23 protein-coding genes and 3 pseudogenes are annotated in these 20,598 nt (G+C 33.4%); 22 read left to right on the top strand and 4 right to left on the bottom strand.

What is annotated here, in order from left to right; genetic code table 11:
• Nucleotides 1-219, bottom strand: a complete 219-nt coding sequence (locus JCM14822_RS05360; RefSeq protein ID WP_054740344.1) for a MerR family transcriptional regulator — start codon at nt 217-219, stop codon at nt 1-3.
• A 298-nt stretch (nt 220-517) separates the two neighbouring features.
• On the opposite strand from JCM14822_RS05360, the pseudogene JCM14822_RS23625 reads away from it, so the two are divergent.
• The 8 genes and pseudogenes from JCM14822_RS23625 to JCM14822_RS24845 form a co-directional block, all read left to right on the top strand.
• A pseudogene (locus tag JCM14822_RS23625) lies at nt 518-810 on the top strand (response regulator); the annotation flags it as partial.
• Between the two features lie 174 nt (nt 811-984).
• A complete protein-coding gene (locus tag JCM14822_RS24850) occupies nt 985-1,221 on the top strand; it encodes a winged helix-turn-helix domain-containing protein (protein WP_408606181.1) in 237 nt (78 codons plus the stop codon).
• Nucleotides 1,218-2,678 carry a sensor histidine kinase gene (locus JCM14822_RS05350; protein ID WP_054740342.1) on the top strand — a complete coding sequence of 487 codons (1,461 nt, stop codon included), beginning with the start codon at nt 1,218-1,220 and terminating at the stop codon, nt 2,676-2,678. The genes JCM14822_RS24850 and JCM14822_RS05350 overlap by 4 nt, the downstream gene beginning before the upstream one ends.
• A gap of 108 nt (nt 2,679-2,786) precedes the next feature.
• Nucleotides 2,787-2,969: a DUF4250 domain-containing protein gene (locus JCM14822_RS05345; protein ID WP_054740340.1), complete on the top strand. Its 183-nt coding sequence runs from the start codon at nt 2,787-2,789 to the stop codon at nt 2,967-2,969.
• Between the two features lie 89 nt (nt 2,970-3,058).
• Nucleotides 3,059-4,291, top strand: a complete 1,233-nt coding sequence (locus JCM14822_RS05340) for an aminopeptidase (protein ID WP_054740338.1) — start codon at nt 3,059-3,061, stop codon at nt 4,289-4,291.
• A gap of 60 nt (nt 4,292-4,351) precedes the next feature.
• On the top strand, nt 4,352-5,455 hold the full coding sequence (locus JCM14822_RS05335; RefSeq protein WP_054740336.1) for an SPFH domain-containing protein: 1,104 nt from the start codon (nt 4,352-4,354) through the stop codon (nt 5,453-5,455).
• 222 nt (nt 5,456-5,677) lie between these two features.
• A complete protein-coding gene (locus tag JCM14822_RS05330; RefSeq protein WP_054740334.1) occupies nt 5,678-6,199 on the top strand; it encodes a tetratricopeptide repeat protein in 522 nt (173 codons plus the stop codon).
• Nucleotides 6,200-6,262: 63 nt separating this feature from the next.
• Nucleotides 6,263-7,218: pseudogene (locus tag JCM14822_RS24845) on the top strand (D-2-hydroxyacid dehydrogenase).
• Between the two features lie 85 nt (nt 7,219-7,303).
• Here JCM14822_RS24845 and JCM14822_RS24840 read toward each other — a convergent pair.
• On the bottom strand, nt 7,304-7,687 hold the full coding sequence (locus JCM14822_RS24840) for a VanZ family protein (RefSeq protein WP_408606180.1): 384 nt from the start codon (nt 7,685-7,687) through the stop codon (nt 7,304-7,306).
• 373 nt (nt 7,688-8,060) lie between these two features.
• Between JCM14822_RS24840 and JCM14822_RS05315 the strand changes: the two genes are divergently transcribed.
• On the top strand, nt 8,061-9,218 hold the full coding sequence (locus JCM14822_RS05315) for an ABC transporter substrate-binding protein (protein ID WP_054740330.1): 1,158 nt from the start codon (nt 8,061-8,063) through the stop codon (nt 9,216-9,218).
• A 47-nt stretch (nt 9,219-9,265) separates the two neighbouring features.
• Here the strand turns inward: JCM14822_RS05315 and JCM14822_RS05310 are convergent, their stop codons facing one another.
• Nucleotides 9,266-9,430, bottom strand: coding sequence for an alpha/beta-type small acid-soluble spore protein (locus JCM14822_RS05310; RefSeq protein WP_054740329.1), 165 nt, complete (start codon nt 9,428-9,430; stop codon nt 9,266-9,268).
• Nucleotides 9,431-9,741: 311 nt separating this feature from the next.
• Here JCM14822_RS05310 and JCM14822_RS05305 point away from each other — a divergent pair, with 311 nt between their 5' ends.
• The 5 genes from JCM14822_RS05305 to JCM14822_RS05290 all read left to right on the top strand — a co-directional run bounded on the left by JCM14822_RS05305 (nt 9,742) and on the right by JCM14822_RS05290 (nt 11,806).
• Entirely contained in the window at nt 9,742-10,512 is a 771-nt protein-coding gene (locus JCM14822_RS05305) for a nitrilase-related carbon-nitrogen hydrolase (RefSeq protein WP_054740327.1), read from the top strand.
• Nucleotides 10,513-10,601: 89 nt separating this feature from the next.
• The gene (locus JCM14822_RS05300; protein WP_157047637.1) at nt 10,602-10,898 is read left to right on the top strand and encodes a hypothetical protein; all 297 of its coding nucleotides are present in this window, start codon (nt 10,602-10,604) and stop codon (nt 10,896-10,898) included.
• Nucleotides 10,899-11,013: 115 nt separating this feature from the next.
• Nucleotides 11,014-11,160: a hypothetical protein gene (locus JCM14822_RS20035; protein ID WP_157047636.1), complete on the top strand. Its 147-nt coding sequence runs from the start codon at nt 11,014-11,016 to the stop codon at nt 11,158-11,160.
• Nucleotides 11,153-11,371 carry a hypothetical protein gene (locus tag JCM14822_RS05295; protein ID WP_054740323.1) on the top strand — a complete coding sequence of 73 codons (219 nt, stop codon included), beginning with the start codon at nt 11,153-11,155 and terminating at the stop codon, nt 11,369-11,371. Before JCM14822_RS20035 ends, JCM14822_RS05295 begins: the two co-directional genes overlap by 8 nt.
• Nucleotides 11,372-11,575: 204 nt before the next feature.
• Nucleotides 11,576-11,806 (top strand): P-loop NTPase family protein, encoded by a 231-nt coding sequence (locus tag JCM14822_RS05290; protein WP_054740321.1) that lies wholly within the window; start codon nt 11,576-11,578, stop codon nt 11,804-11,806.
• Nucleotides 11,807-12,025: 219 nt separating this feature from the next.
• Here the strand turns inward: JCM14822_RS05290 and fba are convergent, their stop codons facing one another.
• Nucleotides 12,026-12,889 carry a class II fructose-1,6-bisphosphate aldolase gene (fba, locus tag JCM14822_RS05285; RefSeq protein ID WP_054740320.1) on the bottom strand — a complete coding sequence of 288 codons (864 nt, stop codon included), beginning with the start codon at nt 12,887-12,889 and terminating at the stop codon, nt 12,026-12,028.
• A gap of 390 nt (nt 12,890-13,279) precedes the next feature.
• Here fba and JCM14822_RS05280 point away from each other — a divergent pair, with 390 nt between their 5' ends.
• From JCM14822_RS05280 to papB, 8 genes and pseudogenes are all read left to right on the top strand, one after another.
• Entirely contained in the window at nt 13,280-14,473 is a 1,194-nt protein-coding gene (locus JCM14822_RS05280; protein WP_083461286.1) for an SLC13 family permease, read from the top strand.
• Nucleotides 14,474-14,874: 401 nt separating this feature from the next.
• A pseudogene (locus JCM14822_RS23040) lies at nt 14,875-15,594 on the top strand (transposase).
• A 464-nt stretch (nt 15,595-16,058) separates the two neighbouring features.
• On the top strand, nt 16,059-17,036 hold the full coding sequence (locus tag JCM14822_RS05270; RefSeq protein WP_054740316.1) for a tetratricopeptide repeat protein: 978 nt from the start codon (nt 16,059-16,061) through the stop codon (nt 17,034-17,036).
• A gap of 152 nt (nt 17,037-17,188) precedes the next feature.
• Nucleotides 17,189-17,341, top strand: a complete 153-nt coding sequence (locus JCM14822_RS20025; protein WP_157047635.1) for a hypothetical protein — start codon at nt 17,189-17,191, stop codon at nt 17,339-17,341.
• A gap of 121 nt (nt 17,342-17,462) precedes the next feature.
• Complete coding sequence (locus JCM14822_RS05265; RefSeq protein ID WP_054740313.1) at nt 17,463-18,353, top strand: RimK family alpha-L-glutamate ligase; 891 nt, start codon at nt 17,463-17,465, stop codon at nt 18,351-18,353.
• A 248-nt stretch (nt 18,354-18,601) separates the two neighbouring features.
• Nucleotides 18,602-18,847 (top strand): hypothetical protein, encoded by a 246-nt coding sequence (locus JCM14822_RS05260; RefSeq protein ID WP_054740311.1) that lies wholly within the window; start codon nt 18,602-18,604, stop codon nt 18,845-18,847.
• 427 nt (nt 18,848-19,274) lie between these two features.
• Nucleotides 19,275-19,436, top strand: coding sequence for a hypothetical protein (locus tag JCM14822_RS20020; protein ID WP_157047633.1), 162 nt, complete (start codon nt 19,275-19,277; stop codon nt 19,434-19,436).
• A gap of 11 nt (nt 19,437-19,447) precedes the next feature.
• Complete coding sequence (gene papB / locus JCM14822_RS05255) at nt 19,448-20,506, top strand: PapB family radical SAM/SPASM ranthipeptide maturase (RefSeq protein ID WP_054740310.1); 1,059 nt, start codon at nt 19,448-19,450, stop codon at nt 20,504-20,506.
• Nucleotides 20,507-20,598: the final 92 nt, after the last annotated feature.

Here is a 20,598-nt window from a genome sequence, read left to right as displayed (position 1 = left end):
CTAGCTATTTTGCTTTTTTCTGACTAACGTATCGATGTCATTTTTCCAGTAGAGCCTTACACGGTTAATTGTTTTAATCGGAGTGATCTTTCCCTTGCTTACTAGTTCATCTAGATATTGTCTAGAGCAATTCAGCATACCAGTTGCCTCTGCGGTTGTGATGATTTCATTACAAATAAATGTTACTAGGTCTTCTTTGTCTTCAAAAGTATACTTCATAAAATATCCCCCTCACAATTAAGCTAAAGTAAGTCTTTTTAGCAGTAAAAATCTTTACCACTATGTAGTAAAAGTTTCTTTACCGTTGTAAAGTAAATCTTATTTACTATTGTAAAGTAAATATATAAAATTATCAATAATAATTAATAATTGAAATTAAAAATATACAATATTAAAAAAACTTATGCACTTGTTAAAAATGATATTTATAACAGTAAAAGTTAAAAGAGAAAACAAAACTTTTCACTTTCTTCACATAAGTGTTTTATAATATGAAAAACATAAACAACAAGGCCGTATGAAAGGGATGAGAAAGATGAACGTATTAGTAATTGAAGATGAAGAAAGAGTAGCAGACATCATGACAAAATATCTAGAAAAGGAAGGCTATAAAGTCTACACTTGTTATACGGGTAGAAGCGGTCTAGATGTATTTTTTGAAAATAAAATAGATGTGGTATTATTAGACCTTATGCTCCAGATATTCAAGGGGAAGAAATATGTAAAGAGATGCGCAAAGTATCTAATGTGCATATTTTCATGATTACAGCTAGAGGAACTTTAGATAGTAAAATTGAAGGCTTTGAAGTAGGTGCTGATGAATATTTAGTAAAACCAGTAAGCCCTAGAGAAGTTGTGGCAAGGGTTAAAGCTTTAGAAATTCGTAAACAACGTGAAGATAACAAAGATGTTTTAATCTTTGATAAAGGTCACTTTAAAATTTATTTACAAGAGCGTAGCGTGCAAATCAACAATGAAGAAGTGATGCTCACACCAAATGAGTTTGATTTACTCTATGAATTAGCTTCTTCACCAGGCCGTGTATTTACAAGAGATCAGCTTATTGAAGCTGTTATGGGAATCGACTTTGATGGCTTTGATCGTACCATTGATGTGCATATCAAAAACCTTAGAAAGAAAATTGAAGTAGATACCAAGAACCCACGTTATATTAAGACAGTGACGGGTATTGGTTACAAATTTGAAGGCGAACAAGCATGATTTCCATTAGGAAGCAGCTTTTTGCAATTTTCCTAAGCATTGGATGTATTATGGTACTAAGTACATCCCTCATTGTAAATGTTACCATTCAGCGTAGCTTTCAGTTATATATTGAAAATAATATTAACTATGCCAGTGATATGCTTGTAGATGTGCTAGAAAGGCTATATGAAGAAGATCAGTGGCAGCAAAATTTAGGTGAACAGCTTATTTTAGAAAATTACTTAGGTATGGGGAATTTCTCTATTGCCGTTTTAACGCCAGATAAAAGATTCATTTGGGGAACAACTCAAAAGGAACTGGCTGAGGAAATCAAAAGAGAAGGCAATGGGAATAAACATCTAGGTGTGAGAACAGGTCTGTATTCCTTTGAAGATAAGCCGCTACATGATCGATATGGAAGTATAGTAGGCTATGCCCGTATTGGATATTATCCAACAGCCACACTGAATATGAATGATATGCAATTTAAGAAAGATATTAATTTAAGTATCGTTTGGTGTTGTAGCATGATTTTAATGTGTTTTATTTTCGCAGGTGTTTATTTATCTAGATTATTTACTTATCATATTTATGGCATTAGTAAAACTTCTATTGCGTTAGCAGATGGTAAGCTTAATGCCAGATATCCGTTTAAAAGTAAAATCAAAGAGATTGAAACACTGAGACATAGTATGAATTATTTAGGTGAGAAATTAGAAAGACAAGATACAATTCGTAAGAAATTGATTTCTGACGTTTCTCATGAGATTCGTACACCACTTCATATTTTACAAAGTAATTTAGAAGCGATGATTGATGGGATTTACCCAATTGATGAAGAGCAAATGAATATGCTTTATAAAGAGGTTGTACGCTTTGGTAAGCTTTTAAATAACTTAGATTTACTAAAGAACATTGAAGAACAGGAAACTTCTATGGACTTTAAACTCATTAATTTAAATGAGAGTCTAGGAGAAGTGTTTGATGCTTTTAAAATCGTGGCGAAAGAAAAGAAAATCAATTATCATATGAAATCTAATGAGACAGAAACGGTCATGATTATGGCAGATAAAGATGGTATGAAACAGCTCTGGATGAATGTGCTTTCTAATGCCTTCAAATTTACCGCAGATAGAGGCGAAATCAAAGTAACAACTAGCCTATTAAATGGTAATAAGGACTGTCAGGTTGTTATTGAAGATACAGGGATAGGTATTGATTCAGAAGATTTGCCATATGTCTTTGAAAGAATGTATCGTGGGGATAAAAGTCGTGAAAAATATGAAGGTAGCGGTATAGGACTTACGATGGTTAAAAATATTGTAGAAGCTCATAGAGGAAAGGTTAAAATAGAAAGTGAGGCCAATAAATTCACGCATGTGATTATTATACTGCCAGTTAATATGATGATGTTAGAACCTAATAATATTAGTACAAAGATGAAAAACTATATGAAGTTAGGAAGTAAAAACTAAAAACATTTGATTCTATCTGATGCTTTATTTACAAATGGCCTAAGCTTTGATAAAATGAAGAAAATTTAGAATAAATAGATAAACGGATACGTTTAAAGGAGAAAGAACATGTTTGAGACAAAAGATCCTTACTTATTATTAAGTTTAGTGAATACAAAATTAAGAGATGAGTACGCCTCATTAGATGACCTTTGCAAAAGTAATGATGTGGATTCAGCATCTATTAAAGAACGTTTAGCAAAAGTAGGGTACACATATAGTAAAGACAATAATCAATTTATTAATGCATAAAAAGTTTATGTGTAATAAATCGAGAATAAGCAGACTAAGGACAAACAGTAGAGGGCTGAAGAGAGCAGCAAGTGAGAGGACGGAGAATAATGAGCTTTGAAGCAAATTTAAAAAAATACGCAAAATTAGTAGTAGAAGTTGGGGTGAATATCCAAAAAGATCAACTTTTATTGATTAGAACACCACTAGAAGGGGCATTCTTTGCAAGAGAGATGGTAAAATGTGCTTATGAAAGAGGCGCAAAACGTGTATTTGTAGAATATAGCGATGAAGAAGTGACTAAATTATTATATACACATGCTACAGAAGAGACATTAGCTGACTACCCAGAGTGGATGGCTGCTAAAATGAATACATTAGCTGAGCAAAATGCAGCATTTATTTCAATTAGTGCAGGTAATCCAGATTTACTCAAAGATATTCCAACAAGTAAGATTTCAGCTATGCAAAAGAGCACTGGTGTCGCTTTAGCGCCATTTAGAAGGCTTACAAGTAACTCAGATGTATGTTGGTGTATTGTTTCAATGCCTACACCAGCTTGGAGTCAAAAAGTATTCCCAGGTAAATCACCTGAGGAAGCTGAAAGTTTATTATGGGACCGTATTTTTGAGGCAACACGTATCACTGAAGCAGATCCAGTAGCAGCTTGGAATGCCCATACAGATTTATTAGCACATAAATGTGCGTATTTAAATGATAAGAAAATCAAAACATTACATTATACAGCACCAGGTACAGATTTAACTGTAGAACTTGTAAAAAATCATATTTGGCAAGGCGGTGGTGAAGATAGTACAAAAGGGACTTACTTCGTAGCCAATATGCCAACAGAAGAAGTCTTTACGATGCCATATAAATATGGGGTGAATGGGACAGTTTCATCTACTAAACCTTTTGTTGTAAGTGGTAATTTAGTCGATAAATTTACCCTCACATTTAAAGATGGTAAAATCGTAGGCTGCACAGCAGAGCAAGGGGAAGATGTCTTAAAAGAGCTTATTGCTAGGGATGAAGGCTCTCATTATTTAGGTGAAGTAGCTATAGTACCTCATAGCTCACCAGTATCTAGAACGAACACAATTTTCTTCAATACATTATTTGATGAAAATGCCTCTTGTCACTTTGCTATTGGAAGTGCCTATACAACAAATATTGTAGGCGGCGGTGACATGAGTCAGGAGGAACTTGAAAAAGCTGGTGCAAATACTTCCAGTACACATAATGACTTTATGGTAGGTAGTGATAAGTTAACAATCGAAGCGACAACTGAGTCAGGCGAAAGATTTACTGTTTTAAAAGACGGTGAATGGGCATTTGAATAGAAAGAGAGCATAGGATAAGTAGTGTACAATAGATTATTTAAGAAAAATGGAGGTTTTGGGATGGGATTTTTTAAAAAGCAATTTTTAGATGCAATTCAATGGTTAGATGAAAGTAGCAATACACTTGTATATATGTTTCCAATGGAAGATCAAGAAATTCAAAGTGGCGCACAGCTCACTGTAAGACCTGGGCAAGTGGCAATCTTTGTAGACCAAGGACAAATCGCAGATGTTTTTGGCCCTGGTATGTATGAACTGACTACAGCCAACTTACCACTCCTTGCAGATCTTAAACATTGGAGTTTTGGTTTCAAATCACCATTTAAATCAGACGTATATTTTTTGAACATGAAAGAATTCCTCGATAATAAATGGGGAACAAATAATCCTATTTGGATTCCAGATTCTCAGTATGGGCAAGTACAAGTCAGAGCACATGGTACTTATGCCTTCAAAATTGAAAATCCAGTTGTGTTCTTTACACAAGTTGCTGGAACGAAATCACGTTATACTTTAGAAAATATTCGTGAACAATTAAGAAGCTTTATTATTAATAAATTTGCAGATATCATTGGTAGCTTAAATGTCACAGTTGTTCAGCTTGCTTCTAACTATATTGAAATAGGGGAAGCCCTTCAAGATGCTGTAGCTGAATCATTTAAAGCTTTAGGTCTTACACTGACTCATTTTACAATCAGTAATATTGGCCTTCCAGAAGAAATCGAGAAGACCCTTAAAGATGTCACAAGCATGAATATGCTTGGCAGCATTCAAAATGAGAAACTTAGTAAGATTCAAATTCTTAAACAGCTTGATATTATGGAACAAGCAACTAAGAATCCAGGTATGAATAGCATGACACAAAGTGGCATGGGACTTGGTATGGGCATGCAAATGGCCAAGAGCTTTGCAGACAATATGAATCAAATGAACAATGTAGGCGCTCAAAATGGGACACCACAACAACAAGCTCAAGCTACGCCTCAAGGCGCCATGATAACTTGTAAGGCATGTGGGCACAGCATTCCACAAGGCTCTAAATTCTGCCCAGAATGCGGCGCAAAAGTGGAAGCACCTACAGGTAAGAAATTCTGCTCACAATGCGGCAATGAAGTAGCATCAGGGGCTAAATTCTGTCCACAATGTGGCAACAAAGTAAGCTAAATAAGTATTTAAAATAACGCCAGCTAGGAACTAGCAGGCGTTATTTTTTTGTTTAAGTAAGTGTAAAATTATAACTTAATATTATAATTAATTAAAGTATAAAAACTATAGAAAAGTAGCAATAATAATGAAAATATGGTAAACTAAACCAGTTATAGGATTTAAGGTGTGCTGAGAGAGAAAAGGGTATATCTTAAAAAAGTGACATAAGGAGGAACATAAATGAAAGAAGAATTATTACAGTACATAGCAAAGCTTAATGAGACTGGCCAGTATGATAAGGTAATTGAAGTTTGCACAGAAGTTTTAAAACAAGAGGAGGATTGTTTTGAAGCTTATTATAGAAGAGGGTTTGCATATCTTGAAATGTGCCAATATGATGAGGCTATAGCGGATTATACAGCGGCTATTAAGATTAATCCACAGCCAGCTTTATATAATGATAGGGGTTATTTATATTATATGAAGCATGAAGATGAGGCGGGGATTGCGGATCATACTAATGTAATCGCATTACAGCCTAATTACAGAGGCGCCTATTTTTACCGTGGCAATTTATATGCCCGTCAGGGGGAAGTAGATTTAGCCATAGCGGATTATACAAAGGTTATTGAAATGGAGCCAGATTTTGTAGAAGCTTATGTTAAAAGAGGCGATTTATATGCTGAGCAAGGAAAAGATGAACTAGCAGCAGCAGATTACAATCAGGTAAAAATGTTAGAAGCTATAGGCAAAGAGGCTTAGTCATAGTACAATAAGGATAAAATAATTAAGTCGTAAAAGTGACTTTGGACTAAGGAGAAAATCATGAAAATTTGTATACTCGATGCAAAAACATTAGGTAGTGATATTGATATTAGCAAGCTTTATGAATTAGGTGAGCTTACTGTTTATGAGACAACTAAGCCTGAAGAAGTGGCAAATCGCATTAAAGATGCAGAAATCATTCTCACAAACAAAGTTGTATTAAATGAAAGCAATTTAAAAGATGCAGCCAATGTGAAAATGATTGGTTTATTAGCCACAGGCTTTAATAATGTGGATATTGTTTATGCTAAGGGAAGAGGCATTCCAGTATGTAATGTAGCTGGTTACTCAACTAAGAGTGTGGCACAACATACATTTTCAATGCTCTTTTACCTTGTAAGTCATATGGCACAATATGACCGCTATGTAAAATCAAAAGATTATGCAGCAAGTGAAATCTTTACAAACCTAGAATGGCCTTTCTGGGAACTAAATGGTAAAACATTTGGAATCATTGGTTTAGGGGCTATTGGTAGAGAAGTGGCGAAGATTGCTAAGCTTTTGGGACAAAAGTTGTGTATTACTCAACATCAGGTAAAAACAATAATCCAGACTACACACAAGTTGATTTTGAAACATTATTAACAACAAGTGATGTGGTCGCTATTCATGCACCATTTAATGAAAGAACAAATGAACTCATTAATTATGGTGCTTTAAAAATGATGAAAGAAACAGCTATTTTAATTAATGTAGGCCGTGGTAAAATTGTAGTAGAAGCAGATTTAGCAAGAGCTTTAAATGAAGGACAGATTGCAGGGGCAGCTTTAGATGTATTAGAAAAAGAGCCGATCGATGCTGCAAATCCTCTTTATAGCGTAGAAGATCCATCGAAATTACTCATTACACCACATATTGCATGGGCAAGTGTGGAAGCTAGAAAAAAACTTGTAGAAGAAGTAGCTGAAAATATTACAAGCTATATGGCAGGTGCGCCAAGAAATCAAGTAAATTAAATAACTGGGTTAGATAAATCTAGTGGTTATTATATATAAAAAGAAGGTTCCTTTTGGGAGCTTTCTTGCTATATATAGTAACCATTTATTGATTATATAGAATTAAAAGGCTAAGTAGTATTATGGCTAAGCTTTCAACGCTTAGACCGATACAATTGATGATAGTGAGATATTTTTTCTTAAAAAGCTTTTTAAGGCATAAGAAGAGAAGTATGCCACAAATCCTGCCTAATGTATTTCCAATAATATTTGTTATATCACTTGCGCCGATTGCAAATATAAACTGCAATGTTTCCAATAATAAACTAAGGCATAAACTTGGCATTGCTTTATTTAAAAAGGACCAATGGGGCTTGAAGATACTCACATATATGCCTAATGGGACAAATACTAAAATATTATAAAGTATTTCTGTGATATCCAGATGACTATTGGTAATCACTGACTCAGTAAATGGGATAAAATTAATATTTCTAATGTGATCTAATTGATTAAGCTGGTATTGAATTTAAATAGAATGAGCCATATTAAAAGTATGGTATATATGCCTAAGATTACATAGGACATAAATTTTTGCCTTTTTGAATTGAACATTTTATAATCTCCCCTTATAATTTCTAGTTTATAGATATAAACGAACTATAATATATTAGTAATATAGCATATTTCTAATATAAATTAAATGAATGGATAATTCTTGTAATTTATTCTGTATTATGGAAGATTTTATAAGAAAGTGCTATGATAGAGAAAGGTTTAAGATTATATAGATTGGCTTAAAATTAGCAGCATATAGAGATGGCAAGTTATATAAAATAATCAGTACATAATAGGAGAATGATATGAAAGCAAAATATTTATGGCGTATCTTGCTTGTAAGTGTCTTATTTGCAGGATGCGGTAAAACGAGTACGCCGCCAGGTGAAGTGGTTGTGGAAAAAGTTGAGGTAGGCGATGTGGTACAAAATATTAGCATGAACATTAGCAAAGTGCCAGAGACATTAGATCCTCAGTTTAATACAGAAGGTGAAGGAACTTTTATCATGCACCATATTTATGAAGGCTTAGTACGTCAAATGGATGATAAAATCGTCAATGGTGTGGCCAATGGGTATACGGTTTCAGAAGATGGCTTAACTTATACTTTTACATTACGTGATGCAGGCTGGTCAGATGGGGTAGAACTTACAGCTAATGATTTCGTGTATGCTTGGCGAAGAGGGGCTGATCCTATATTAGGAGGCAGTCATTTAGCAGATTATGAAAAAGCAGGCATTAAAAATGCGGGAGCCATTGCAAGAGGCGAAATGTCTACAGCGAGTTTAGGTGTATTAGCTTTAGATAATCATACATTAGAGGTGACATTAGAAACACCTAATGAAGCTTTCTTGGATTATTTAATATTAGAAAGTTTTATGCCACTTCGTGAAGATATACTTTCTGGGACTAATGAATGGACTAAGGCAAATGCGGTTTATAATGGTCCTTTTAAAATAGAAAGTATGACAACTGAAGGCGTAACACTTGTAAAAAATGAGATTTACCCACAGTCAGAAGGCGTGAATTTACAAAGGATAGACCTTAAAGTCGTGGGTGATGGAGAAAAAGCTAAGACAGCTTATTTGAAAAATGAATTAGATGTATTAGCCTCAAACTTAGAGATGATTGATACAAGCAATATCGTATTAACACCACCAGTAGTTGAAACAACAGAAAATGCAGAGGTGGATGCATTAAAAGAAGATGAGAAAGAAGCTACAAAAGGGGCAGAAGAAGTAGCTACAACGACTCAAGATGCAGAAAAACAAGAGGTTTCAGTCGAAGAGACAAACTTAGAAGAAACTATAGCAGATGAAGCCATAGAAGAAAAGACACTGGGCAATATTTTAGTCCATAGCTGGTTAAGTGGCTGGCATATGAATTTACAAAATGAAATTTGGTTAGGCAATGCTTATGTAGAAGCACATGAATTAGAGATGCAGACAACTGAAACAAAATAAAAAATACGAGAGCGACGCTCATGCGACGCTCTCTTTTTAATTACTGCTTATTTTGACCCTTTGTAGCTTTCAAACACTTTTTGAACAATTGTTCCGCCGATTTTACCAGCTTCACGAGCTGTAATATCTCCGTTGTATCCTTGTTTTAAAGGTACTCCGACTTCTTTTGCAACTTCATATTTCATTGTTTCAAAAGCTTGTTTGTTTGACATGTTAATTGCCCCCTGTAGGTCTATTTTAGTAACCACCATAATTAAAAGGTTTAATTTTGGGCGATTACTATGTTATTAATATGTGTAAATTCAATTTTATTATTCTGGTAGTTTTATCCTTATTTTTAAGAATAACAAACCATTATAAATTTATGATTTCAATTGAAGAATCAAGAATTTATAAAAGATGTTCTTTTTATTGATGAAATTTTCTAACAAGTGTTTTATACTAATTAAAATATAATATATCCAAAATACTGTAGTTTTATAAGAGGCAATTGCTAAACTAATTAACAGAAAGGAAGAAAAAGATGAAGGAACAACTTAGAGTTTGCACTGTGCAAATGGCCAGTAAAGCGGGAGATGTGGGGACTAACCTACAAAAAGCAAAAGAACTTATTAAGGTAGCCAAAAATCAAGGTGCAGAGCTGGTTTTATTACCAGAGCTTTTTGACGTGGGATATGATTTAGATGTTGTGAAGGCGTTAGATTATGATACAAATGAGACTTTAGAAGCATTAAAGGCAGTATGTAGAGAGTTAAATATTCACATCATTGCAGGCGTTTATGAAAATGGCAAAGAAGGCAAATTTAATACGGCTTATGTATTAGATGATACAGGAAATGAAATCGCTAAATATCGCAAAAATAAACTATTTTGTTTAAGCAAAGAAAAAGAAATTTTTACCCCAGGAGAAAGTTTATGCACAGTGGACATTAAAGGCATACGTTTTGGACTGATGATTTGTTATGATATTAGATTCCCAGAACTAGGCCGCCAGTATATTGATGCAGGCTGTGAAGCATTGGCCATCGTTTCAGCTTTTCCATTTCCAAGGTTAGAGCATTGGAAAACGTTGCTTAAGGCTCGTGCCATAGAAAATCAAGTTTATGTAATAGCAGCTAATCGTGTAGGCGAAAATGCCGGATTCTATTTTCACGGCAAAAGCTGTATCATTGATCCATGGGGTACCATGCTTCAAGAAGCTAATGAAACAGATGAAATTTTTGCAATTGCTACGATTACAAAGGCTCAGGTTCAAAAGGTGAGACAAACATTGCCAGCTTTAGAAGACCGCTAAGTGCAGAAAATCAAGGGATTAAGCTATAAAAAATCAAGGAAGAATTTATGCAGCGGGAAAATAAGAGTTTAATAAAGGAGGAAAAGAAAGTGTGGATACATTTCATGAATTATTTAGGCATTGCTATAATTTTGAATGGAATTGTGATGCTGATAGACCAGCAGCTTTTAAGGCGTTTGACCTTTAAAATAGCAAGAGGTCAGTATCCACCTAAGTTTATGATTGCGCAACCTAACCACATAGATATGCAGCAGAATGTTGAATGTGCAGGTTATTCATCTGCCTATTTATTAAGACATTTTGGGAAAGAAGCTAGTGGCCAAGAGATGTATAAGAACATGCCTAATAAAATGAAAGTAGGCATGGTGTACCTGAGGGAAGCATAAACTTTATACACAGGCAAGGCTTGGGTTTTAAGTACTATAGAAATAATATAGATACCCTAAAAGAGGAAGTAAGGGTGTGCCAGTCATTGTATTTATTTGTACGGTTCATATGTAGATGGGACGCACAAATCAAAATAGTGATTTTGATGCACTTATTATTACAGATAAAGTATGTGGCAGTCATGATGGCAATAAGGTGGCAGGTGTTTTGTTAGATGTATTTATTTATCATTCCTCTGAATTTACAGCGGCAATTGATTAAAAGATTTATTCAAGTTTATAGAGGAAATGTTGTCTATGATACGAAAGGCTATGGTAAAAAATTAAAGATAGGCGTTGAAAATTATATTCAAGGGCTGTCTAAGAAGTCTCTAGCAGAAAAGCAGCAAGCCATAGCTTGGTGTGAAAAGATGCTAGATAAATTCAAAGAAATGATGCAGAAGGCTATTATAGATGGCATTGGCTACTCATAGATAGTTTGGAGATTTAAGAGATGAATATTATGAGGGACCTAAGAAAGGACTTTTCAAAATGCAAACAGATAATCTCAAGGCGTATAAGCCTATGAGCAGCACTTAAAACTTTAGACTGTGAGGCATTAGCATTGAAGAAATGAATACATTTATTGCCGATTAATAAATGGTTAGTAATATTACAAACAATTGGAGGAGAAGAAAATGAAACTTATTCATATTTTAGGTGCCTCAGGTTCAGGGACTTCAACACTTGGAAGAGTGTTAGAAGAACGATACCAGTATAAACACTTAGATACAGATGACTATTATTGGCTGCTAACCAATCCACCATTTACACAGGCAAGAGAAGAAAAGGAGCGTATTGCTTTATTAAAGAGGGATATGGCAAAGTATAAAAAATGGGTTATCATAAGACTGGAAAAACAGAAGTGATTAATGAAAGATTAACATTGGTATGGTATGAGAAATAAAGTAACAGATTTATTTAACTTTCGATGAAAGAAAAGTGGGGATAAGTGCATAAACAAATTTTATCTAACATTCGAGCGAAGCGAGTGTTAAGGAAAATTTGGTTTATGCACTTATCCCCACGCCCTCTACCAAACCCAATAAAAAGGTCATCACACATTAGTGCAATGACCTGAAACGAAATTAAGCTTGTCCGATTGAACCGAATAATTCCATTTTTTCTTTAACTGTAGCTTTGATAGCTTCGAAACCTGGAGCTAATAATTTACGTGGGTCGAAACCTTTACCTTCTAAGTCTTTACCAGCTTCGATGTATTTACGTGTAGCTTCTGCGAATGCTAATTGGCATTCTGTGTTAACGTTGATTTTAGCAACTCCTAAAGAGATAGCTTTTTTGATCATTTCAGCAGGAATTCCTGTACCACCGTGAAGAACAAGTGGAGTTGTTCCTGTAGCTGCATTGATATCTTCAAGAGCATCGAAAGCTAAACCTTTCCAGTTTTCTGGGTATTTACCGTGGATGTTACCGATACCTGCTGCAAGCATTGTTACACCAAGTTCAGCAATTGTTTTACATTCGTTAGCATCTGCGATTTCACCAGCACCAACTACACCGTCTTCTTCTCCACCGATTGAACCAACTTCTGCTTCTAAAGAAAGTCCTTTTTCTGCTGTAAGTTTAACAAGTTCTGTTGTTTTAGCGATGTTTTCTTCGATTGGGTAGTGAGAACCATCGAACATTACTGATGAGAAACCAGCTTCGATACATTTTAATGCACCTTCGTATGAACCGTGATCTAAGTGTAATGCAACTGGAACAGTGATGTTTAATTCTTTGATTAAACCGTTTACCATACCAACGATTGTTGTATAACCACCCATGTATTTACCAGCACCTTCAGATACACCTAAGATAACTGGTGAGTTGTTTTCTTGAGCTGTTAAAAGGATAGCTTTTGTCCATTCTAAGTTGTTGATGTTGAATTGACCAACAGCGTATTTTCCTTCTCTAGCTTTGTTTAACATGTCTTTAGCTGAAACTAACATAAAATATGCCCTCCATTTTATATATGTTTAAACAAATAATATGTATTATTTGTTGTTCTACACATTATTATAACGTTATTTTGATAAAAAATAAACAGAAAATTATTAAATATATAATACCAAAATTCTAGAAAAACTATAATAAGTGAATAAATTTCAAAGTATTACTTTAATTTTAAAAAGTTAAAGATAAATAATGAAAAATTAAGAGAAAAACATAAAACTTTGAAACCTGTGTCTATCAATGGGGCTAGTGTTTTAAACTAAAAACAAATTAAAGAAAGTATGATAAAATTCATAAGAAGGATTAAAAATATATTTTACAAAACGGAATAAATGGGTAGAATGGAGAGGATGAAAGAAAAATAAAATTTTAGGAAGAGGAGAATTATGGCGGGAAATACATATGTAAATGAAGAAAAAAGTTTAAAACAAGCTGCTGGAAAGCAGTCAGGCAATCAAAATAGACTAAATATAAATAAATTATTAACAAAGTTTATAAAAAATCAGCCAGTATTAGCTATTGCTACTTTGGCCATGCTTTTGACCTGTACACTTGTACCAATCGATGCAGCGTATTTAGGTTATTTTAATATGCGAACATTAGCCACTTTATTTTGTACATTAGCAGTAGTGAATGCTTTTGCACATATTCATACCTTTGAAATCATTAGTAAAAATATTGTGCTTAAGCTTCATAATTTAAGAAATGCCATATTAGGGCTTGTATTTATTACATTCTTTGGTTCTATGTTATTAGCCAATGATATGGCCCTATTAACATTCTTACCATTAGGTTTCTATGTTTTAAATAGTACAGATAATAAAAAGGCTATGGCTTTTACATTTATTATGCAAAATATAGCAGCCAACTTAGGGGGCATGGTCACACCATTTGGAAATCCACAAAACCTTTATTTATATTCTTATTTTCAAATTGAGACATGGGAATTCGTAAAGATTATGCTCCCATCATTTTTAGGGGCTACAGTACTCATTATCATTTGTTGTTTATTTGTAAAGCCGACGCATCTAACACTTAAAAATGATGAGGACTATGTGTTTGATAAGAAAAACACGCTTATTTATGCCATCTTATTTGTAGCAAGTATTTTAATTGTTTTCCGTATTGTGCCTTATACATGGGGAACAGTAGTGATTACATTAGCACTATTTTTATTAGATAAGAAATCAATCAAAGAAGTAAACTATCCACTTTTAGCTACATTCTGTGTATTCTTTGTATTTAGTGGCAACATGGCAAGAATTCCAGCTGTAAGTGCATTCTTTGAATATTTATTACCTAAGAATACATTATTATTTGGGATTTTATCATGTCAATTTATTAGTAACGTCCCAAGTGCCGTATTACTTTCACATTTCACCACAGATTACGCCAGCTTATTACCAGCTGTAAACATTGGGGGATGTGGGACACTTATTGCTTCACTAGCAAGTTTAATTACATTTAGTGAGTTTAAGAAACATAATCCTGATCAGGTGAAAAGTTATGTGATCAAATTCTCTATAATTAACTTTAGCTTTGTGAGTGCATTATTTATTTTACAATCTCTTATCGGTTAATAAAAAACACCTTCTGCATAAATTAATCAGGGAATGTTTTTATTTAAGCATGCTTAAATGAGTTAAATTGATAAAGGTTTTTTCTTGTTCAGCAATGAGATTTGATAACTTGTCTAGTTTATAAGCAATGTCATTAAGTTAAGATGACAAAAAAGATCTCTATACTAATCAAATGGTATAGGGAGCTTTTTTGAAAAAATATTGACAAGCTAAAAAAAAATGTGTGGCCGCTCTCGCTATTGACTGAATATAAAGGTAGTGAGAGCGGCCCTTGTAATTAAAGGAAACTTAGTTACAAGGGGGATACATATGAAAACAAACCAAATTAAAAAGCTTTTATTAAATGAAATTCAAAAGATAAGTAATAATCTGCGAATAAGGTTTTAGCTGGAATCATTGGAATGGGAAGTGGAAGTCTTACAAATGAATTATTAGATCTATTTGGTGCATCTGCAGATACGCCAACTTCTTCTGCGTTTGTTCAGCAGAGAAAAAAGATAAAGCCTGAAGCGTTTAAGAACATATTTGATGGTTTTTCAAGCAAATTTATGGCTAACTTTAATGAAGATATGCCTATACTTGCTGTTGATGGGTCTGATGTACATATTTTAACTAATCCTGATGATCTAAATTCATCAATTCCTAAAGCTCTCGTTATTGCTGATAGAGGTTATGAATCTTTCAACAGTATGGCTCACATTCAAGAGAAAGGATGGTTCTTTCTTATTCGAGTTAAAGATGGGATTAATGGTATAAAAAATGGGCTGGATCTACCCAAAACAGACTGTTTTGATATGGATATTTCATTAAAACTTACAAGAAAGAAAACAAATGAAGTCAAAGACAAAAACCATTATCGAAGTATTTCTTCAACTCAACTGTTTGATTATTTACCACTTAAAAATAAGAAATCTGAACCTGCTAAATTCTATGAATTACGTTTTCGAATAGTGAGATTTCCTATTTCAGAAACTTCATATGAAACCATAGTTACAAATCTAAACAGCGAGGAATAGCCTCCTGATAAAGTGAAAAAACTGTATGCTTCTCGTTGGGGGATTGAAACATCTTTTAGAGATTTGAAATATACCAGAAATTATTACCTCGCACGTAGTCATTGAAAAAAAGCAGAGAAAACATACATATAAAGCTAATTTCTCAGTTGCAGTACATATGTGTAGATTATTCTATCATGGAAAAGCAACACCACCTGATTTAGAAGCCATAATTGCAAAAAATCTTATTCCTATAAGGTCTGATAGGCATAGGAAACGACACCTAACTATCAAGATTTTTTATAGCTTCCTTTATAGGGTAGCATAAATTTTTATAATTGAATAGAAATTTTGAGACAGATGCAAATCTGTCTATTTGTAGTGCCTAAAAATAGAAAAAGAAGTTGAAGAAATGAATCTTCAGCTTCTTTTTTCTAAAGAGTGCGTTTCTAACACAATGTTAACTTAATGACATTGGTTTCATAATATACCCCCCTATATATTTTTTTATTATAAATGATTTTAACTCTTTGGTAAAATACATAAAAATGATATAATATTAACACTAGTAATAAAAAGGAGTACGATTTATGAAATTAATGATAATTAATGTACCTTGGATGAAATATTATGTAGGTGAAGGCGATGAGGAAAAGGTAACACCAGTTTGTGGTTATAACTTCCAAAATGTGAATGGCTGCTACTATGGCTTAAAAGAAGTAGAACAGATTGCCCTTGAAAATTTTGAAGGTGTAAGTCCTGAAGATGAAAAAGTAGAAGGGGTAACAGTCATTTGGACTGCGAAAAACCGTGAAGATGAAAATAAAGTGATTGGCTGGTATAAAAATGCCACAGTTTACCGCACACCTCAAAGCTTCTTATCCCTTGATAGTGAACGTACTGTTTTTACATATAACTTCGTAGCCAAAGCGGAGGATAGTTTATTATTACCTATGGAACTGAGACTTTTAGATGTGAAAGAAACTGAAGGGGCTTTCATTGAAAATGATGAAAATGTCATGCGTGATTTAGGCATGTATATCCATAACTATGGCGGAGATCAAATGAATTATATTTTCCCTAAGAAAGACCTTGAAGGAAAGTCTGTATTAAACTTCCAGGAATATGAAATGTACTTTGCCAAAGCAGATGAATTCTTAGCAAAAGATTTATATGGTAAAGCCATCCGTTGCTTTAATAAAGCGATTTTTGTAGAACCTGAACTTGCTGTAGGGTATGAATGTAAAGGCAGCATTTTCTTAAGTCTTAAAATGTATGATGAAGCTATTAAAGCTTATGAAAAAGTTATTGAACTTGAAGAAGATAATGAACTTGCACATTATTGCTTAGGGCTTTTATATGGTTTAACAAAACAATATGAGAGAAGTCTTAAAGCATATGATTTCTACATTGGATGCAGACCACAGGATGTAAATGCTGTATCTGAAAGAGGGATTGTGCGTTTTCATTTAGGAGACAAAGAGGGTGCAAAAGCTGATTTTGATGCGGCTTTAAAAGCAGATGGCGCCAATGAAGTGTTTAAAAAATTAGTGGATTATATTGGTTAAAAGGTGTAATTTTTATAAGTTTTTTTGAATAATATGGTAGTAAAGAGAAGGGGGAGTGCTATGACACTACTTTTACAAATTGTTGTAATGATTTTCTTTATTACCATATTCTTTTTAGGGGTTATTGCCATTCATAAAAAGAATAAAAATCTGTGATCACAGAGCAGCAACGAAGGGAGCAGAAAAAACTCATTTATGAAGCACTTAAAGAGATTGTAAAAAGCGACAAGAAGACACTCATCGAAGAGTTAAGTGAAAAAATTGAACGCAGAGAAGAAGAATCCCTCCATGGGGAACAAGAATAAGATTGATTAAATACCAGTAGGGAAATGATATCCCTGCTGGTATTGTTCGTTTATGGAATGACTAAAGATAGTTACTTGTGTCATAATAAGAGGAGCAAGGTATGAGAAAGGAAACAAGAGGATGCAAAAGACAGGATGGATGATTACAAATAGTAGTTTAAAGACAGCACAGTTTAAAGAAATGTGTGAGATGTATGCAGCAGCAGCAGAGCAAGTAGGGCTTAAACTTATACAATTATATAATGATGAAATTATGATGGGATTAAATGAAGGGGAATTATTTCTCAAAGGCATTAAGGTAGAGGAAAGACCAGACTTTATTTTATTTTTGGACAAGGATATTAGACTGGCGAAACAATTAGAGGGATTAGGCTTTAGACTCTTTAATAATAGCGATGTTATTGCTGCTTGTGATGATAAATCATTAACTTTTCAAAGATTAGCAGGACATGGCATTAAAATGCCGAAGACGATTATTGCCCCATTTATCTTTTATGGGCAGTTAAGTAATGAGGTGTGTTATTTACAGCCATTAGAAGAGCAAATAGGCTATCCAATGATTGTGAAGGAAAGTTTCGGTTCTTTTGGGGAACAGGTCTATATGGTTAAAAATAGAGACGAGCTCATCAAAATTCGTGAAGAGGTGGGATCAAAACCACATATTTATCAAGAATATATCGCCAGTAGTAAAGGACGAGATGTGCGCCTTAATGTAGTAGGCGGCAAATTAGTGGCATGTATGGAACGATACTCAGAAACAGACTTCCGCGCCAATATTGCTCAAGGTGGCGGAGCCAGACCTTTTGACCCACCACAAGCTTTCATAGAAATGGCAACAAAGGTTTGCAAGATCCTCGCCATAGACTTCGCAGGGGTGGACTTACTATTTGGCGAAAATGGGGAGCCGATTTTATGTGAAGTGAATTCCAATGCACACATTAAAGGCATTAAGGCATGTACAGGCATTAATGTGGCGGTGCCGATTTTAGAACATATTAAGGCTTCATTATAAATACTTTAATAATGATAGATTTAGTAAAAACTTGAATTGATGATTTTAAATTCTAATAAGGAGGGAGCTGTATGAGTAATACAATAATATATAACGACAATATCAGCAAAATATCTATGGAAGCATTATATTGTGTGGGGGGATATGTGACCTATGAAGCTTTGATTGCGACGCATGGTTTTTCTGGGTAGTGCAGTTTTTGCATTGAAGAAAAAACTGTTCAAGAATATGTGAAACAGGTAGAGCATATGGTCACTTCATTAAGTGGTGAAATGATAGTAGCAGATTGTGAAAGTGATGCATTTTTGAAATGCTATTTTGAGGATGCCATGAATTTTTATGTATTAGGGCAGTTGGGCGGAAGCTATGGGGACAATATGCTAAAGTTTAAGCTAAAGGCCGATCAAACATTACTGTTAGGGATAAAAAGGAATTTATGGATTATTAATACAGATAAAATAAAAACAATCTTTGATAATTTAAGAAATTATTAAAGGTTGTTTTTATTTGTATAGGCAATAGGTATTAACTAGATGAGATGGTGCTAAAGGATATAAAGCATTTTTATATTCTTGAATATTTTACGAGTTATTCTATATATTAACCAGTTGTTATAATTTATTGAAAATTGAATCAAATACGTATAGTATTAAATTCGGTCAAGCGAATCAACGTTTGATATAAATTTTAGAAAGGAGAAATTACAATGTTAAAATTAAAAAACGTAATTGACAAAAATGTAAGAGCAAAAGATTGTGGTAGCTTCGATGCAAACTGTATCTTCTGCGATGGACAAAAATGGGATATTAATTTAAGCTAATATCTTTTGGAAGCGTAAATTTAATAAATACTTAGACTATGAAAATATCAATGTTAGTGCTTAGATTACTTAAAAAATAGTCATGAAACTAAGGAGAAATTATGGATACAATTGTTAATTTTACAGATTTTAAAGTGTTTGAAAATCTGGATCAAAAATATATATATTGTGTTAAGGATAACAAAATATGTGAAGTAGATGATAGAACTTTAGCTTTATTAAGCCAAAAGATAATGCTGATGCAGCATCTACAGGGCTATTAGGAATTAACCTTTTGGTTGTACAAGATTGTAATTTAAGATGTTCTTATTGTTATGCAGGTGATGGTAAATACCACAAATCTGGAATAATGGATATTGCAACTGCTAAGCAGTCAGTAGACTTTTTAATAGAAAACTCAAAGAGAGATAATTTAGGGATTTGCTTTTTTGGTGGAGAACCACTTTTAAACTTTAAGCTCATAAAAGAAGTTGTTGAATACTGTCATGAGAAAGAAAAAGAAATAGGTAAGAAATTTGCATTTAGTATGACATCAAATGGTACGCTTTTAAATGATGAAATCGAAGCATTTATTATCGAGAATCATATTAAATTACAAATTAGTATTGATGGAGATAAAGAAACACATGAATTAAACAGATATTATAGTGGTAAAGTTGGGTCACATGATACAGTGCTCAAAAAGACAAAAAATTTAAGGGAAAAAGGATTATTAGATGCTAGAGGTACAGTTACCACAAGTAAATTAGACCTTATACATACTTATGATTATTTGAGATCTATTGGCTTTGATAAAATAGCATTATCTCCTGCATTTAATTTATTAGAAGTTGAAGAATATGCTATATTAGCTGATGCATTTATAGAGTTTTATTTAGAGTTTGAGAAATGCATTAAGGAAAAAAGATATGCAGAAGTAAAGAAAAATACAATGTTTATGAAACAATTGAATGACATCCATAACTCTCAGGTGCGTACAAAGGCCTGTGGTGCAGGAAATAGTCTATATGCTATAGGTATAAATGGCGATATTTATCCTTGCCAAAGATTCGTAGGCAGTAGTGAAGCAGTTTTAGGCAATACATTTCATGGGGATAACATACAGGATGAGATTATAAAAAATGCGACTGTAGATAATTTTAAAGAGTGTAGCAAATGTTGGATACGAAATTTATGTGTAGGTGGATGTATTCATGATAATTTTTCTTTAAGCGGCGATATCAATTCACCTTATAGACCACAGTGTGAGCACAGAAAGAAAATTGTAACAGAAGCAATTAAAATATATTTAAGATTAAACGATGAAGAGCTACATGAATTATTTGAAAGCTAAAGGAAAAGCCCTGCATATTGACTACATAAAGCCGTTTATTTTTGAATTACTGAACTATTTTATATTTATTATAATTTTTACTGCATCTAATT

Source organism: Cellulosilyticum ruminicola JCM 14822 (assembly GCF_001311925.1).
GTDB classification, from domain to species: domain Bacteria; phylum Bacillota; class Clostridia; order Lachnospirales; family Cellulosilyticaceae; genus Cellulosilyticum; species Cellulosilyticum ruminicola.
This window is presented reverse-complemented; position numbering and strand designations above follow the sequence as displayed.